Genomic DNA, 15964 nt, shown 5'->3' on the forward strand with positions numbered 1-15964 from the left:
CCAGACTACTTCTCCAAAATGTTTTCCTTCATATTTGTTTGCCGCACCACCAATAATAATATCGGTAGTGGTGTTTTTGTAATTTAATGAAAAAGTTGTCCCGTAAAAGGCATTATCAAGCCAACGTTTTCTAACTAAATCGGTACTTGTAATGCCATTAAAGTCAGGCAATACATAATCTGAAAAATTTTCGTCTTCTCTGTATTGTTCAAAATAACCTTTTCCTAAAGTATAATGCAGTGTCAGGTTCGATTGCCATTTAGAACTAAATTTTTCATTCCAATGTAATTGAAAATGATTTTGCCAATAATTATCTGTTTCGTCATCATAAAATTGGGTATTCCCGAATTCATCTGTATACTGTCCAGCCGAATTATATGTTCTATCATTTTTTAGTTTTTCTTCATCTTCCAAACCATTCCAAGCTTGATACGTTTTTTCTTTTCCGCCAAAAGCAATTGCTTTAATAATCGTATTTTTTGTAATATAATTGACGTCAAAATAATATCCAAATAAATCAGATGAAGCCCTATCTATAAAACCATCCGATTTTATTTTTGAAATTCGAGCGTTCATTTCGAAACTATTATGTAATCCTGTTCCGAAAGCTAACGTGTGTTTACGGGTTCCGAAACTTCCAAAAGAATTGGCTATTTCAGCATAACTATTTTGTTGCGCAGCTTTTGTTTGTAAATTTAAACTCGCGCCAAAAGCACCAGCACCACTTGTTGAGGTTCCAACGCCACGTTGTAATTGAATGCTTTCCAAAGATGAAGCAAAATCAGGTAAGTTGACAAAAAAGGTGCCTTGACTTTCACTATCGTTAAAAGGCACGCCATTTAAGGTTACGTTAATACGAGAACCATCGGATCCACGAACACGCATATAGGTATAGCCAATTCCTGCACCGGCATCTGTTGTAGTCACTACAGATGGCAAATAATTTAATAAAATAGGGATGTCTTGCCCTAAATTTCTTGGTGCAATTTGTGCTTTAGAAACATTTGTAAAAGTGATTGGATTTTTGTCTTTAGCTCGTATGCCAGAAATTAAGACTTCTTCAATTGATTTTACAGAATCTTTTGGTTGTTCTTGACTGTAAGAACATAGAGAAAAGAGAATAGAAAATAGACTTAATTTATAAATCTTTTGCCTTTTGCCTTTTGCCTTTTGCCTTTTTAAAAATAAATTCATACTTCGTAAATTAATACGAATAAAAGGGGTAATTACTCTTGGTTAAAAATAATTAATAAAATAATTTTGAGAATTTAGATTCTGAAGCTGGTTCAGAAACATAGATAGTTCTCGGTTTTCCTTGGCAGCATTACCCGCCCAGGTTCTATGGGTATAATCTCAGCCTGAAAAACAAGCACCCCTTTGAGATAAGACAAAGATAGTAATACAATTTTATTATTTGAACACGGATTTGAGAAATTTGTATAATTATTAAAATTTCTTTAATCTGTGTTGTTTGAATGTGTTTACTTTGGTTAATTAGAAATCTAATTTTTTTCTTCCTGCTTTTATTTCACCAGCTTTTTTCTTTTCTTGAATGCGCTTTTCATTGGCACCTTTTGAAATTTTAGTTGCTTTTCGTATTTTAGGTTTTACTAAAGCTTTTTCTAACATTTCAAAAAAGCGTTTAATGATAATTCTTTTATTTTTGAATTGACTTCGGTCTTCATCGCAGGTTAAAATCAGTAAATTTTCTTGTGAAATTTTTGTTTTTAGTATGTTTTGAAGTAGTAATTTTTCTTCCTCATCTATACCTTGAGAAGTCGCTACATCAAAAATCAATACTATTTTAGAAGACACTTTATTTACATTTTGCCCGCCAGCGCCACTGCTTCTTACCGCTTTAAAATTCAGTTCAGATGAAATAATTTCTACATTCATTATAAACCAGAATTGATGTCTAAATTATTTGGTTGATGTGCGGGTTTTAATAAATCGGTTACTTTTTTAACTGGATTAAACGTTTCAATTGGAACTTCTACAAAAATAGTACTCCAATCTGCCATCGCACCATTCCATAAACCAGGCAGTTCAAACGCTTTTATTTTTTTTTCGTTTTTCGTTTTTTCTGTAATGAATGCTGTTTTAGGATCAATAAATTGATTTAAGTCAAATTTGTTATCCTCAAAATCCTTGACACTACAAACAATATCCACAGGATTAAAATGAGTGGAATTTTTAAAGATTGCGAGTTGGTTTTCGTTATTTAAATCAATTTGCGATAATTCTACAATTTGCAAACTCGGTCTTCCTTTTTCATCCTGAACCCAAAATGGTCCGCCGCCAGGCTCTCCTTCGTTTTTCACCATTCCGCAAACACGAATGGGTCTGTTCAAAATTTTAATTAAATATTCTTTTTGATAGTCAAATTGAAACATTTTAAATTCTTGAGGCAAAGAAATTGACATTTTAGTTTCAATGAAATAAATAATTTCTTTAATATTATTTTCGTTGATTTCATTTTTTTGAAACCTTTTCAATGTAGTATCCACTTCTTTTTTTAGATATAAAAGAATACCGCCTAACAATTTTTTATTTTTTAAATTAAGTTCTCTATTGTTTTGAGAAACATTATCTATATTCTTAATGAAAATTATATCAGATTGCAATTGATTTAAATTTTCAATTAAGGCTCCGTGTCCACCAGGTCTAAAAAACAATTCGTTTTCAGTAGTTCTAAAAGGGGTGTTGTCGGCATTAACCGCAATAGTATCAGATGTTTCATTTTGATAAGAAAATGAGATTTCTACATCATCATATTTATTTGTAATTCTTAAAAAATCGGTTTGAAATTCTTTAGAAATCGTAAAAAGTATTTTCGATTTTTCATTTGGTTTTCTATAAAAAGCGGTTTCAAAAACGTGTTCGTCAATTGGTGTTAAAATTTCATCATTTTCAATATGAAATGGCAAAATACCTTTTGGCTTATTAGCAAAATTTAATCCATTATCAGTTAAAAGTGTTTTAACAATCGCATATACCTTTTGATCGGAATTGTAATTCGGATAATCTGTGAAAATTGCTTTTGTTTTTTCTTTTAATTCGTTGTAAAAAGGAAAGCTTCTTAAACCTACAATAAATAATGATAAATCTTTATCTTTATTAAGGTTAACATACGAATTTATGGTGTCTTTTTCAGGATTAAATTTTGTTAAAAATTCATTTAACGATTTAAACATTCTTGTAGCAGCGCCACTTGCCGGAACAAATTTTTCAATAGAATAATTGTCTTTGTGTGTGTCAAAAAAGTTGCAATATTCAGAAATTTCTTTTTCCGAATATTGAAAAATTCCATCGTTTATAGATGCGATTTTTAGTAAGTTAATAGTTGGAATTCCATTTTTAAAATAATGCAATTGCTGCATAATTTTTTCTAAAGAATTTCCTCTTTTAACTATTTGTTGTAAATCTATTTCGCTAAATATTTTTTCCATTCTATGTACGCTGAGATGGCTAAAATAGTAAAAATTATGTATTGTATGGCTATAATATATAGTTGTCGGTCAAAAAAAATATAAACGGCAAACGTATTTCCAACAATCCAAAGTGTCCAATTTTCAATTTTTTTCTTAGCCATATACCACATTGCTGTGAAAAATAATGAGGTAGTGAAAATATCTAAATAATTGTTAATCTGTAATTTATAATCAAAAAATTTATAAATATAAATACAAATTAAAGCTGTTATAAGAAATAAAATTACACCAATAATTTTTTCTTTCATATTGGTTCTGGAAATAGAAAGTACTTCGCCATTTGTTATTTTTTCCCACTGAAACCAACCATAAACACTCATAATGGAATAGTAGATGTTGATGCTCATATCGGCATAATATTTAGCATTAAACATAATATATACAGATAATATGGTACAAACAATCCCGGTTGGATATACTAACACATTTTCTTTTTTTGCAAAATACACACTTAAAACGCCAAAAATAAAAATGACAATTTCAATTCCAATTTGCCAATTTGGAGTACTTTGATACTGATTAATGATGGTTTCAAACATATTTATTTAGTTAAAGCACAAACAAAAGCATACTCTTTAATTATATCAAATTGAAATTGAAAATCTTCGGTATTGTTATTAAAAATTAATTGTGCGGTACCTTTTTTGTCTTCTAATTTAAAAGGTCTTTCGAAAATATGCTTTGGAAAACTGATGCCTTTTTCATTTTTTAATTTAAATATACTTTCTTTTATGCCCCATATTACTGTTGCTTTTTTGATTTTATCTGCAATTGTAAGGTTGTCTAAATGGGTAACATCCATATATCTTGAGGCAATTTTTAATGTTTTTTCTTTACAAATTTCAATGTCAATTCCTACTGGTTTATTGCAAATACAAATACAAGAAAATTCGTGCGAATGGGAAATTGATATGTGTTTTTGTTTAGAATTTATATTATTAATTTCTTGACTTTTGACTTTCGACATTTGACTTTCGACTTTTAGGTGTGGTTTCCCAAATTCATCATAATACAAATCAAAATCGGTTAAATCAATATGTTGAAGTAGCATTCTAACGGCCAAAAACCCTTTTTGATGTGAAACTGACTGCATAGTTTGTAATCTTGACAAAGATTTTTCATTAAGTAATGCCTTCTCTTTAAACCAGTTAATATCTTCGGTAATTTTCCAAAAATAAGCAACAGTGTTTGAATTTATGTTGTTTTCTTTATAAAAAGGCATGCTTTATATTAATTTAATGGTTTTTATTTTATTGTGATTCAGTTGTTTAAAGGTATCAACAAAACTTAAAAAGTTAAAATTAATTTCTAATTTAAAACTTATATTGTACCTTTGCATTCGAAAATTAATAATAAATATACAAATATAATGAGTACAAAAACAATTCCTTACGTACCATACAAAGTTAAAGATATTTCTTTAGCAGCATGGGGAAGAAAAGAAATTTTATTAGCAGAAGCTGAAATGCCAGGTTTAATGGCACTTAGAGAAGAGTTTGGCGCAAGTCAACCTTTAAAAGGAGCTCGAATTGCAGGATGTCTACATATGACTATCCAAACTGCTGTTTTAATTGAAACATTAGTGGCTTTAGGTGCAGATGTTACTTGGTCTTCTTGTAATATTTTCTCAACTCAAGATCATGCTGCTGCTGCAATTGCTGCTGCTGGAATTCCAGTTTATGCTTGGAAAGGTATGAATGAAGAAGAATTTGATTGGTGTATTGAGCAAACATTATTCTTTGGTGAAGAGCGTGCTCCGTTAAATATGATTTTAGATGATGGTGGTGATTTAACAAATTTAGTTTTTGATAAATACACAGAATTAGTTAAAGGAATTAAAGGTCTTTCTGAAGAAACTACAACAGGAGTTCACCGTTTGTACGAAAGAATGAAAGCAGGTACTTTATATATGCCAGCTATCAACGTAAACGATTCTGTTACTAAATCTAAATTTGATAACAAATATGGTTGTAAAGAATCTGCAGTTGATGCGGTTCGTAGAGCAACAGATGTTATGTTAGCAGGTAAAAGAGTAGTAGTTTGTGGTTACGGAGATGTAGGTAAAGGTACTGCGGCTTCTTTCCGTGGCGCGGGTTCTATTGTAACAGTTACTGAAATTGATCCAATTTGTGCGTTACAAGCTGCAATGGATGGTTTTGAAGTTAAAAAATTAGATTCTGTTGTTTCTAATGCAGATATTGTTATCACAACAACAGGTAATAAAGACATCGTATTAGGTCGTCATTTTGAAGCAATGAAAGATAAAACTATCGTGTGTAACATTGGACACTTCGATAATGAAATTGATATGGCTTGGTTAAACGGAAATTTTGGTCACACTAAAAACGAAGTGAAACCACAAGTTGATATTTACACTGTAAATGGTAAAGAAGTTATTATTTTAGCAGAAGGACGTTTAGTAAACTTAGGTTGCGCTACAGGTCATCCAAGTTTTGTAATGAGTAACTCGTTTACAAACCAAACTTTAGCACAATTAGAGTTGTGGGCAAACAGTGCTAACTACAAAAATGAAGTGTATATGTTACCAAAACATTTAGATGAAAAAGTAGCAGCGTTACACCTTTCTAAATTAGGAGTAGAATTAGAAACATTACGTCAAGATCAGGCAGAATATATAGGTGTTGAGGTTCAAGGACCATTTAAACCAGAATATTACAGATACTAATCTAGACTTCTTAGAAAGTTAGATTTTTAGATAATTAGAAAAACCCTTGCTGAAGAGCGAGGGTTTTTTTTGTTAATTTTTTGTTAATTTTCAGCTCTACATTTGTAGAGTTATAAAATTGCTCTATGTTTGTAGAGTTAATTCTAAATTTGTAGAAAATGACGTTATCAAACACAGAAGAACAATTAATGGAGCATCTATGGAAGCTTGAAAAAGCGTTTATGAAAGACTTATTAGAAGTTTATCCAGAACCAAAACCAGCCACTACAACTGTTGCTACTCTTTTAAAACGAATGATTGATAAAAAATTCGTGGCGTATAAAGAATATGGAAATTCAAGAGAATATTATCCTTTGGTAAAAAAAACAGATTATTTTTCGAAGCATGTAAATGGACTAATTAAAAATTTTTTCAATGATTCTTCTTCCCAATTTGCTTCTTTCTTTACAAGAGAGACCAATTTAACAGCTTCTGAATTGGAAGAATTGAAAAAAATAATAGATGTTGAACTACAAAAAAAGAAAAAATGATAGACTTCTTATTAAAATCTGCTATTAGTTTAATTGTATTTCTTGGGTTTTATTATTTGATATTAGAACGAGAAAAAATCCATAAGTTTAATAGATTTTATCTTTTAATATCTGTTTTAATTTCTTTGATAATTCCATTTGTCACTTTTGAATTCATCGAATTTGTTGAAACTGCTCCAGTCATTCAGTATTATGAACCAATAAATATTGAGAAAGCAAAGGTAGTTTTAAATCAAAACCCGACAATCGAGAAAGTAATTACTGCTCAAGAATCTATAGATTATTTACCTTATGTGTTTTGGAGTATTTATGTATCAATAAGCTTGATTTTTTTATTTCGATTTAGTAAAAATTATTTCAAACTAATTGTAAAATCAAAAATAAATCCAAGTGTAAAATATAAAAATGCGAGTTTGATTTTGTTAGAAGAAAAAACACTTCCTCACACATTTTTGAATTTTATATTTGTCAATTCCGAAGATTTTAAAAATAAAAATATTGAAGATGAATTATTTGCTCACGAAATGGTGCATGTTAACCAAAAACATACTTTAGATATTTTATTTATTGAGTTTTTGAAAGCCCTATTTTGGTTTCATCCACTTTTCTATTTATATAAAAAAGCCATTCAATTAAACCATGAATTTCTTGCCGATGAAGAAATCGTGAACACTTATAATAATGTACCCTATTATCAGAATTTATTATTACATAAAAGCAACGGAAATACAACAATTTACTTAGCAAGCAATTTAAATTACTTAATCACTAAAAAACGATTACTGATGATGACAAAAAATACTTCAAAAAAAATAGCACTTCTTAAAAAAGTAGCAGCTTTTCCAATCTTAGCAGGCTTAATTTACTTTTTCTGTATAGAAATTATAGCGCAAGAGAAACCTAAAGTATTAAATTTAGATACAGAAAAAACAATTCCAACAGATAAAGATAAAATTAGAGACGCTTATTATAGTGGTGTTTGGGTGAAAATATGTGATGAAAAAACAAATAGAAAAAGTGTAACCTTATACGAAAAGCTATCTTTAGAAGATAAAAGAAAATATTTGGGTTACATTCCAGAAATTATGATTGAAAAAGAAATTCCTGTTCCTTTATTTGAAAAAATGAAAACTAAAGATTTAGCAGTTTGGATTAATGGTAAAGTAAAAACTAAAGAGGAAATTAAGAAATATAAACGAACTGATTTTAGTTATTATTCTTATAGTTTTGTTCACAAAAACGCACGCTCAAAGCGCTTTCCACAATCATATCAGTATACACTTTTTACCAAGGATTATTTTAATGAGAATTTAAAAAAGAGTAATACTCATTTTAGTGGCGATACAATTAAAATAGTTTTAGTTTCATATAATACTGCAATGAAAGATAAAATAACAAAATCTATAAAAGCAGACACATTAGTTTGGTTTACTGAAGGCAAGGAGGATTATAATTTATTTATAAATGATGTTAAAAACAATAAAATTGATAATAATAAAGTAAATTTTCAATTAAAAAAACCAGCACAAAAAGTAATCGTTATCGATGCTGGTCACTGAGGAAAAGATCCTGGTGCAAAAATTGATGAAGAACTTGAAAGTAAAATTGTAGAAAGTATTGCAAAAAAAATTAAAGCATTAAATGGTAGCGAAGATTTAAAAATTATTTTGCTTCGTGAAGATGATAGTTTTGTCAGTTTAAGCGATAGAGTAATTAAAATAAATCAAATTAATCCGGACATGCTAATTTCATTACATTTGAACGCTTCAAAAAACCCAAATGAAAAAGGGGTATATGCTTTTATTTCTAGTCAAAATGGGTTTTATGAAAAGTCGTTAGAAAAAGCAAATCAATTAATCGAGAACATTTCAAATAATAATTTAACCAAAGGTGGAGTGAAAAACGCTAATCTTTATATTATCAAAAATTCAAAATGTCCAGCTGTTTTGTTAGAAGTTGGTTATTTATCTAATGCAAATGACAAAGCCTATATTACAAGTGAAAGCGGAAAAGATGAAATCGCAAAAAACATCTTAAAATTATTAAGAGAATAGTACTTTATAAAAAAGAACAATTTAAATTAGTTATATCTTATAAAAATCCCCAATCGAAAGATTGGGGATTTTTTTGTATTTACTTTTCATAAAAAAATCCCAAAAACCATATTGAAATTTGGGATTTTATATTTGAAAATTTAAGTTTATTATGCTTCGAATGGAAGTATAGAAACCCAAGATTTGTTCTCACCTTTTTTCTGGAATTTTACAACTCCATCTACTTTAGCATGTAAAGTATGGTCTTTCCCCATGTAAACATTTTCACCTGGGTTGTGTTTTGAACCTCTTTGTCTAACAATGATATTTCCTGCAATAGCAGCTTGACCACCATAAATCTTAACGCCTAAACGTTTTGATTCTGATTCTCTACCATTCTTCGAACTACCGACACCTTTTTTATGAGCCATGACGTTATATTTTTAAATGTTATTCTTCAGTTTTTGGTTTTTTTGCTCTTGTAGCTTTAGGCTTTACTTCTTCAGTAGCCGTTTCTACTTCAACATCAGCTTTCTTAGTTGCTTTTGGAGCTGCTTCTTTTTTAGGAGCCGCTTCTTTTTTACCAGTTCCAGATGCAACGATGTTCTCAATGATAATTTGAGTAAATGATTGTCTGTGACCGTTTTTCTTTTTGTAACCTTTTCTTCTTTTCTTTTTGAAGACAATTACTTTATCACCTTTAAGGTGTTTTAATACTTTGGCTTCAACAGAAGCTCCTTCTATAGCTGGGGCGCCTAATGTTAATGATCCGCCGTTGTCAATTAATAAGACTTTTTCAAAAGAAACTTTTGCGTCTACATCATTTGCTAAACGGTGAACAAATAACCTTTGGTCTTTGCTTACTTTAAATTGTTGCCCTGCTATCTCTACGATTGCGTACATAACAATGTGTTTAAATTATTATTTTTTCAGTTTGCAAATATATAACTATTTATTAAACCTGCAACATTACTTTTTCTTTTTTATTCGAAAAAATAAAATTTGTAATATTTTTTATTTTCTGTGTAACAATTCATATCTTTCGGCTACCAATATTTATCATTTATTATTAAAGATTAATTATGAAAAAAACATTAATGGCTTTAGGAACAATAGCAATGTTAGGAAGCACAGCAAATGCTCAGAAAGTAGCATTTGAAGAATTTGATTTGGATAACGGTTTGCACGTGGTTCTTCATCAAGATAATTCGGCGCCAGTTATTATTACATCTGTAATGTATCACGTAGGTGCAAAAGATGAACAACCAAATCGTACGGGTTTTGCGCACTTTTTCGAACATTTGTTGTTTGAAGGTACCAAAAACATCGAAAGAGGAGAATGGTTTAAAATTGTTACCGCTAATGGTGGACAAAATAACGCCAATACATCTGATGATAGAACCTATTATTATGAAGTTTTTCCTTCAAATAATTTAGAGTTAGCCATTTGGATGGAATCGGAAAGATTAATGCATCCTGTAATTAATCAAATTGGTGTTGATACCCAAAATGAAGTAGTAAAGGAAGAAAAACGTTTACGAATTGACAACCAACCTTACGGAAATATTTTTAAAGCGATTAAACAAAATTTATTTAAAAATCATCCTTACAGATGGACAACAATTGGTGAAATGGAACATTTGGATTCAGCTACTTTAGAAGAATTTCAAGCGTTTAATAAAAAGTTTTATGTACCAAACAACGCCGTTTTAGTAGTTGCAGGTCAGTTTGACCCTACTCAAGCCAAAGAATGGATTAAAAAATATTTTGGTGCTATTCCAAAAGGTGCACCTGTTGCAAGACAAAAATTTGAAGAAGCTCCAATTACTACGACTATTAATGCTACTTGGGAAGATCCAAACGTTCAATTACCAATGACTTTAGCAGCGTACAGAACACCTTCAATGAAAACGAAAGATGCACGTGTTTTAGATATGATTTCTACTTATTTATCTGATGGTAAAAGTTCTAAATTATACAAAAAAATGGTAGATGATAAAAAAGTAGCACTTCAAGTAGGTGCGTTTAGTAATTCTCAAGAAGATTACGGACAATATATTATTTACAGTTTGCCGTTAGGTGATGTTTCTTCAGAAAGTTTATTAAAAGAAATTGATGAAGAAATTGTAAACATGCAAACTAATTTAATTTCTGAAAACGATTTTCAAAAGCTTCAAAACAAATTTGAAAACAACTATGTAAGTTCAAATGCAACTGTAGAAGGTATAGCAGAAAATTTAGCTTCATACTATTTATTATATGGTGATATTAATTTAGTAAACACTGAAATTGAAATTTACCGTTCTATTACAAGAGAAGATATTAAAGAAGTTGCAAAAAAATATTTAAATCCAAACCAACGTTTGATTTTAAATTATGGTCCTGCAAAAGAAAAAACAGCTAAATAATCTTACCATGAAAAAGTATTTATATATCGCAGCCAGTTTATTACTAACAATAACTATGCAAGCACAAGACAGACCAATGCCTAAACAAGGGCCAGCACCGTCAATTAATATTAAAAAGCCAGTAACATTCGTGTTAGAAAATGGTTTGAAAGTGTTAGTGGTGGAAAATAATAAATTACCACGTGTTTCTTATAACTTAACTTTAGACAATACACCTTTTGCTGAAGGAAGCAAAAAAGGCGTTACAGATTTAGTAAGTTCGATGATTGGAAATGCTACAGAATCTATTTCTAAAGATAAATTTAACGAAGAAATTGACTTTTTAGGAGCTAATATTAATTTTTACGAATCAGGTGCTTCTGCAAATGGTTTGTCAAGATATTCGGCAAGAATTTTAGAATTATTAGCTGATGGCGCCTTAAATCCATTGTTTACTCAAGAAGATTTTGATGCCGAAAGAGCAAAATTAATAGAAGGATTAAAATCTGACGAAAAAAGTGCTTCTGCAATTGCAGGTCGTGTTCAAAATGTTTTAACGTACGGAAAAGAACATTATAATGGTGAATTTACTTCTGAAGAAACGTTAAAAAATGTAACATTACAAGATGTAATCAATCATTACAACACGTATTTCGTTCCAGCTAATGCCTATTTAGTAGTAATTGGTGATGTAAAAACTAAAGACGTTAAGAAAAAAGTACAGCAATTATTTGGAGCAGATGTTTGGAAAACAGCTTCAGCACCAAATTTAACGTATAATGATCCAAAAGATTTACAATATTCTCAAATTAATTTTGTAGATGTGCCAAACGCAGTTCAATCTGAAATTGCAATGATCAACTTATCAAAATTAAAAATGACGGATAAAGATTATTTCGCTGCTATTTTAGCCAACCAAATTCTTGGTGGTGGTGGAGAAGGTCGTTTGTTCTTAAACTTAAGAGAAAAACACGGTTGGACATACGGTTCGTATTCTAATTTAGGAGCGAGTAAATATATTTCTAAATTTTCTTCTACTGCTTCAGTAAGAAATGCTGTTACAGATAGTGCAGTTGTAGAAATTTTTAATGAATTGAGAAAAATTAGAACGGATTTAGTATCTGAAGAAGATTTAAAAAATGCTAAAGCAAAATACATTGGAAACTTTGTAATGCAAATTGAAAAACCAGCAACTATTGCTCGTTATGCTTTAAACATTAAGACATTAGGTTTACCAGAAGATTTTTACGAAAATTATGTAAAAAATATCAATGCAGTAACTCCAGAAGATGTTAGAAACGCAGCTAAAAAATATTTCTTAGCAGATAATACAAGAGTAGTAATTGTAGGAAAAGCTGCAGATGTGTTACCAGGTTTAGAAGCGATGAGCGCAAAAGAAAAAATGCCAATTTTCTATTTTGATAAATTCGGAAGTAAAGTAGACAAACCAGTGGTAAAAAAAGATATTCCTGCTGGCGTAACGGCTCAATCAGTTGTTAAAAACTATATTGATGCTATTGGTGGTGAAAAAGCGTTAAAAGCAGTTAAAACAGTTTTAGTTATTGCTAAAGGAACTATTCAAGGTCGTACATTAGATATGGTATCTAAATTTTCCAACAAAGGAATGTTAACTTCTGATATTTCAATGGGCGGAATGTCTATGATGAAACAAGTTATTGGAGATAAATCAGGATATCAAACCATACAAGGTCAGAAAAAAGCTATTGAAGGTGAAGAATTAGTAAAAGAGAAAAAAGACGCGGTTCCTTTTGTGGAATTAAGCTTTTTATCAGATAAAACAATTGTTTTAACCGGAATAGAATCACTTAATGGTCAAGATGCTTATGCGGTCCAAGTGGGTACAACTAAATATTTTTATGATGTAAAAACAGGATTAAGAGTAGCTACTGAAAACGAATCAGGTGAAGGTGCTCAAAAACGTAAGACAATGACTTATTATGCTGATTATGTTGAGGTTAAAGGAGTGAAATTCCCATACAAAACTACTATGGATGTTGGAATGCCTTTAGAATTCATTACACAAGATGTAAAAATTAATGAAGGTGTTACAGATAAAGATTTCGAATAAATTTATATTTTGTTAAACGAAAAAGGATTGCGAAAGCAATCCTTTTTTTATGCAATATATTTTATTTTCTATTCGTTATATACACCCCAAATAAAATAATAATAGTTCCTAAAACTTGTAATAAAGTAACCCCTTCGTTAAAAATTATACTCCAAATTGTTGCCACAACAGGTATCAAATACGTTACATTTGATGCAAAAATAGGAGAAGACATTTGTATGAGTTTGTAAAAATAAATATTTGCTAACCCTGTGCCAACAATTCCTAAAATCGCTACGTAAACTAATGGATGAATAGTATCAGTAATACCAATGCCTTCTGCTGTGCTTTGAATCGTATGAAAATCATAACCCGTAAAAGATAAAATTAACAAAGCAGGAATAAGAAGAAAGACAAAATTGCCAACCGTAATGCCAATTGGAGAAACATCAAATAAATATTTTTTCACCATATTAATATTAGAGGCATAACACCAAGAAGCAATAATTACCAATAATGCAAACCAATAATTTTTGGATGGATTTCCTGAAGCTCCTGCGTAAACTAATATCAAACAACCAATAATTCCTATAAGTAACCCGTAAATTTGCTTCTTTTTAAATGTGAGTCCGAAAAACACACTCCCAATAATCAATGTATTTAATGGTGTAAATGAGTTTAAAGTCGAACTAATAGAACTACTTATTTGCGTTTGCGCCAAGGCAAAAAGAAAAATAGGGAATAAGTTACCAAATAGTCCGGCTATAATAATGTACTTTATTTTCTTTTTTTCTATTTTAAATAGTTCTTTTCCTGCTATAATTAGTAGAAAGACAGAAGTAAACAAAATTCTATAAGCACCTAATTGAAACGGATTCATACCGCCATCTAAACCTTTTTTCATTAAAATAAACGAACTTCCCCAAACTAGTGCTAAAAGTAGCAAAATAATCCATTTTGAATTTTTTTCTCTCATAAATAGGTGTAAAAAAATAAGGCTGCCAAATTTGGCAGCCTTAAAGGTATAATTATTTTTAAGATATATTATCCTAAAGCAGCTCTTTTGAAACCTGTTACTTTTAAATCTGCATTTACAGATTTAATATAAGCAGCAACACTCATTGAACTATCTTTGATATAATCTTGATTTACTAAAGTATTATCTTTAAAGAAACGTCCTAATTTTCCTTTAGCGATGTTTTCAATCATTGCTTCTGGTTTACCTTCTTGACGTAACATATCTTTAGCAATTTCTATTTCTTTAGCAATTGTATCCGCATCAACACCTGCTTCGTCTAAAGCGATTGGCGCCATAGCTGCAGCTTGCATAGCTACGTTTCTTGCTGCTTCAGCACCACCATCAACATTTGCTGATAAGGCTACTAATGTAGCAATTCCGTTTCCTGCGTGAATATATGAATTGATAAATGCACCTTCTAATCTTTCGAAAGCACCAATTTCAATTTTTTCACCAATTACACCTGTTTGCTCAATTAATTTTTCAGCAACAGTAATTCCACCAAAATCAGAAGCTAAGAAAGCATCTTTATCAGTAAAATTTAAAGCTAAGTTTGCAAAATCATTTGCTAATTTTACGAAACCTTCATTTTTTCCTACGAAGTCTGTTTCACAATTTAAAGAAATCACAACACCAGCAGTATTATCACTATTTACAACAGCAATAACAGCACCTTCTGTAGATTCTCTATCCGAACGGTTTGCCGCAACTTTTTGACCTTTTTTTCTTAAAATTTCAATAGCTAATTCAAAATTACCTTCAGCTTCAACTAAAGCTTTTTTGCAATCCATCATACCAGCACCGGTTGTAGTTCTTAATTTGTTAACTTCAGCAGCAGTTATATTTGACATTTTATTTTATTTTAGATTATTAATGTAAATGAAGAAATTCCAATTGTAAATTTCCAAATTCCAGGTTTATAAAATTTATAACAAATAGTTAATAAATTAATTTGGAATTTGGAATTTTACTTTCGGAATTTATATTTTTTATGCTTCAGTTGAAGTTTCTTCAGCCTGAGTTTCTGCTACTGGAGCAGCTTCTTCAGCTACCGGAGCAGCTTCAGCTTCAGTTTCTTCTTTGTCTGATTTTCTTTCTGATAATCCTTCTGTAATAGAAGCAGTTACTAAAGATAAAATTTTATCGATTGATTTAGAAGCATCATCATTTGCAGGAATAACATACTCAACCAAACGAGGATCTGAGTTTGTATCAACCATTGCGAAAACTGGAATGTTTAATTTTTTTGCTTCTTTTACCGCGATATGTTCAGCTTTAATATCTACTACGAATAATGCAGCAGGAATTCTAGACATGTCAGCAATTGAACCTAAGTTCTTGTCTAATTTTGCTCTTAAACGATCTACTTGTAAACGTTCCTTTTTTGAAAGTGTCATGAAAGTACCATCTTTTTTCATTCTATCAATAGAAGCCATTTTTTTAATCGCTTTTCTGATAGTGATAAAGTTAGTTAACATTCCACCAGGCCATCTTTCAGTGATGTAAGGCATGTTACAAGCTGCTGCTTTTTCAGCAACAATATCTTTTGCTTGTTTTTTGGTAGCTACGAAAAGTATTTTTCTACCAGATGCTGCAATGCTTTTTAAAGCTTGATTAGCTTCTTCAATTTTTGCAGCAGTTTTATATAGGTTAATGATATGAATACCATTACGTTCCATATAAATGTAAGGAGCCATATTTGGGTCCCATTTACGAGTCATGTGTCCGAAATGTACACCAGCCTCTAGTAA

General features: G+C 30.2%; 15 protein-coding genes and 1 pseudogene. 6 read left to right on the forward strand and 10 right to left on the reverse strand.

Annotated elements, in window-relative coordinates; all coding sequences use genetic code 11:
* The 5 genes from ABWO04_RS05625 to ABWO04_RS05645 all read right to left on the reverse strand — a co-directional run.
* Positions 1 to 1194: TonB-dependent receptor plug domain-containing protein (locus tag ABWO04_RS05625; RefSeq protein WP_353078106.1), on the reverse strand; the 1194-nt coding region annotated here is incomplete at its 3' end.
* A 300-nt stretch (positions 1195 to 1494) separates the two neighbouring features.
* Positions 1495 to 1896, reverse strand: a complete 402-nt coding sequence (arfB, locus tag ABWO04_RS05630; protein ID WP_353078108.1) for an alternative ribosome rescue aminoacyl-tRNA hydrolase ArfB — start codon at positions 1894 to 1896, stop codon at positions 1495 to 1497.
* On the reverse strand, positions 1896 to 3449 hold the full coding sequence (locus ABWO04_RS05635; RefSeq protein WP_353078110.1) for a DUF4301 family protein: 1554 nt from the start codon (positions 3447 to 3449) through the stop codon (positions 1896 to 1898). The genes arfB and ABWO04_RS05635 overlap by 1 nt, the downstream gene beginning before the upstream one ends.
* Positions 3425 to 4030 carry a nicotinamide riboside transporter PnuC gene (pnuC, locus tag ABWO04_RS05640; RefSeq protein WP_353078111.1) on the reverse strand — a complete coding sequence of 202 codons (606 nt, stop codon included), beginning with the start codon at positions 4028 to 4030 and terminating at the stop codon, positions 3425 to 3427. The genes ABWO04_RS05635 and pnuC overlap by 25 nt, the downstream gene beginning before the upstream one ends.
* Positions 4031 to 4032: 2 nt before the next feature.
* Positions 4033 to 4713, reverse strand: coding sequence for a 4'-phosphopantetheinyl transferase family protein (locus tag ABWO04_RS05645; protein WP_353078112.1), 681 nt, complete (start codon positions 4711 to 4713; stop codon positions 4033 to 4035).
* Positions 4714 to 4860: 147 nt separating this feature from the next.
* On the opposite strand from ABWO04_RS05645, the gene ahcY reads away from it, so the two are divergent.
* From ahcY to ABWO04_RS05665, 4 genes and pseudogenes are all read left to right on the forward strand, one after another.
* A complete protein-coding gene (gene ahcY, locus ABWO04_RS05650) occupies positions 4861 to 6177 on the forward strand; it encodes an adenosylhomocysteinase (RefSeq protein ID WP_353078114.1) in 1317 nt (438 codons plus the stop codon).
* 158 nt (positions 6178 to 6335) lie between these two features.
* Positions 6336 to 6707, forward strand: coding sequence for a BlaI/MecI/CopY family transcriptional regulator (locus ABWO04_RS05655; protein WP_353078116.1), 372 nt, complete (start codon positions 6336 to 6338; stop codon positions 6705 to 6707).
* Positions 6704 to 8266, forward strand: coding sequence for a M56 family metallopeptidase (locus ABWO04_RS05660; protein WP_353078118.1), 1563 nt, complete (start codon positions 6704 to 6706; stop codon positions 8264 to 8266). The genes ABWO04_RS05655 and ABWO04_RS05660 overlap by 4 nt, the downstream gene beginning before the upstream one ends.
* A gap of 12 nt (positions 8267 to 8278) precedes the next feature.
* Positions 8279 to 8761: pseudogene (locus ABWO04_RS05665) on the forward strand (N-acetylmuramoyl-L-alanine amidase family protein); the annotation flags it as partial.
* A 149-nt stretch (positions 8762 to 8910) separates the two neighbouring features.
* Here ABWO04_RS05665 and rpmA read toward each other — a convergent pair.
* Positions 8911 to 9171 carry a 50S ribosomal protein L27 gene (gene rpmA / locus ABWO04_RS05670; RefSeq protein WP_291242975.1) on the reverse strand — a complete coding sequence of 87 codons (261 nt, stop codon included), beginning with the start codon at positions 9169 to 9171 and terminating at the stop codon, positions 8911 to 8913.
* 19 nt (positions 9172 to 9190) lie between these two features.
* The gene (rplU, locus tag ABWO04_RS05675) at positions 9191 to 9643 is read right to left on the reverse strand and encodes a 50S ribosomal protein L21 (RefSeq protein WP_353078120.1); all 453 of its coding nucleotides are present in this window, start codon (positions 9641 to 9643) and stop codon (positions 9191 to 9193) included.
* 179 nt (positions 9644 to 9822) lie between these two features.
* On the opposite strand from rplU, the gene ABWO04_RS05680 reads away from it, so the two are divergent.
* Both ABWO04_RS05680 and ABWO04_RS05685 read left to right on the forward strand, forming a co-directional pair.
* Complete coding sequence (locus tag ABWO04_RS05680; RefSeq protein ID WP_353078122.1) at positions 9823 to 11148, forward strand: M16 family metallopeptidase; 1326 nt, start codon at positions 9823 to 9825, stop codon at positions 11146 to 11148.
* Positions 11149 to 11155: 7 nt separating this feature from the next.
* Complete coding sequence (locus ABWO04_RS05685) at positions 11156 to 13216, forward strand: M16 family metallopeptidase (protein WP_353078123.1); 2061 nt, start codon at positions 11156 to 11158, stop codon at positions 13214 to 13216.
* Between the two features lie 61 nt (positions 13217 to 13277).
* Here the strand turns inward: ABWO04_RS05685 and ABWO04_RS05690 are convergent, their stop codons facing one another.
* The 3 genes from ABWO04_RS05690 to rpsB form a co-directional block, all read right to left on the reverse strand.
* Positions 13278 to 14171, reverse strand: a complete 894-nt coding sequence (locus ABWO04_RS05690; RefSeq protein WP_353078124.1) for a DMT family transporter — start codon at positions 14169 to 14171, stop codon at positions 13278 to 13280.
* Positions 14172 to 14239: 68 nt separating this feature from the next.
* Positions 14240 to 15064 carry a translation elongation factor Ts gene (tsf, locus tag ABWO04_RS05695; RefSeq protein ID WP_353078126.1) on the reverse strand — a complete coding sequence of 275 codons (825 nt, stop codon included), beginning with the start codon at positions 15062 to 15064 and terminating at the stop codon, positions 14240 to 14242.
* Between the two features lie 138 nt (positions 15065 to 15202).
* Positions 15203 to 15964, reverse strand: a 762-nt coding sequence (rpsB, locus tag ABWO04_RS05700; RefSeq protein ID WP_353078128.1) for a 30S ribosomal protein S2, incomplete at its 5' end; no start/stop codon positions are given.

It is taken from the genome of Flavobacterium sp. (genome assembly GCF_040382755.1).
Lineage (GTDB): Bacteria > Bacteroidota > Bacteroidia > Flavobacteriales > Flavobacteriaceae > Flavobacterium.

Excerpts from the sequence above, each read along its gene's own strand:
- tsf (WP_353078126.1), bottom strand. The coding sequence starts at position 15,064 with ATGTCAAATATAACTGCTGCTGAAGTTAACAAATTAAGAACTACAACC.
- ahcY (WP_353078114.1), top strand. The coding sequence starts at position 4,861 with ATGAGTACAAAAACAATTCCTTACGTACCATACAAAGTTAAAGATATT.
- ABWO04_RS05690 (WP_353078124.1), bottom strand. The coding sequence starts at position 14,171 with ATGAGAGAAAAAAATTCAAAATGGATTATTTTGCTACTTTTAGCACTA.
- ABWO04_RS05645 (WP_353078112.1), bottom strand. The coding sequence starts at position 4,713 with ATGCCTTTTTATAAAGAAAACAACATAAATTCAAACACTGTTGCTTAT.
- ABWO04_RS05635 (WP_353078110.1), bottom strand. The coding sequence starts at position 3,449 with ATGGAAAAAATATTTAGCGAAATAGATTTACAACAAATAGTTAAAAGA.
- ABWO04_RS05660 (WP_353078118.1), top strand. The coding sequence starts at position 6,704 with ATGATAGACTTCTTATTAAAATCTGCTATTAGTTTAATTGTATTTCTT.
- pnuC (WP_353078111.1), bottom strand. The coding sequence starts at position 4,030 with ATGTTTGAAACCATCATTAATCAGTATCAAAGTACTCCAAATTGGCAA.
- ABWO04_RS05680 (WP_353078122.1), top strand. The coding sequence starts at position 9,823 with ATGAAAAAAACATTAATGGCTTTAGGAACAATAGCAATGTTAGGAAGC.
- rplU (WP_353078120.1), bottom strand. The coding sequence starts at position 9,643 with ATGTACGCAATCGTAGAGATAGCAGGGCAACAATTTAAAGTAAGCAAA.
- arfB (WP_353078108.1), bottom strand. The coding sequence starts at position 1,896 with ATGAATGTAGAAATTATTTCATCTGAACTGAATTTTAAAGCGGTAAGA.
- ABWO04_RS05655 (WP_353078116.1), top strand. The coding sequence starts at position 6,336 with ATGACGTTATCAAACACAGAAGAACAATTAATGGAGCATCTATGGAAG.
- rpmA (WP_291242975.1), bottom strand. The coding sequence starts at position 9,171 with ATGGCTCATAAAAAAGGTGTCGGTAGTTCGAAGAATGGTAGAGAATCA.
- ABWO04_RS05685 (WP_353078123.1), top strand. The coding sequence starts at position 11,156 with ATGAAAAAGTATTTATATATCGCAGCCAGTTTATTACTAACAATAACT.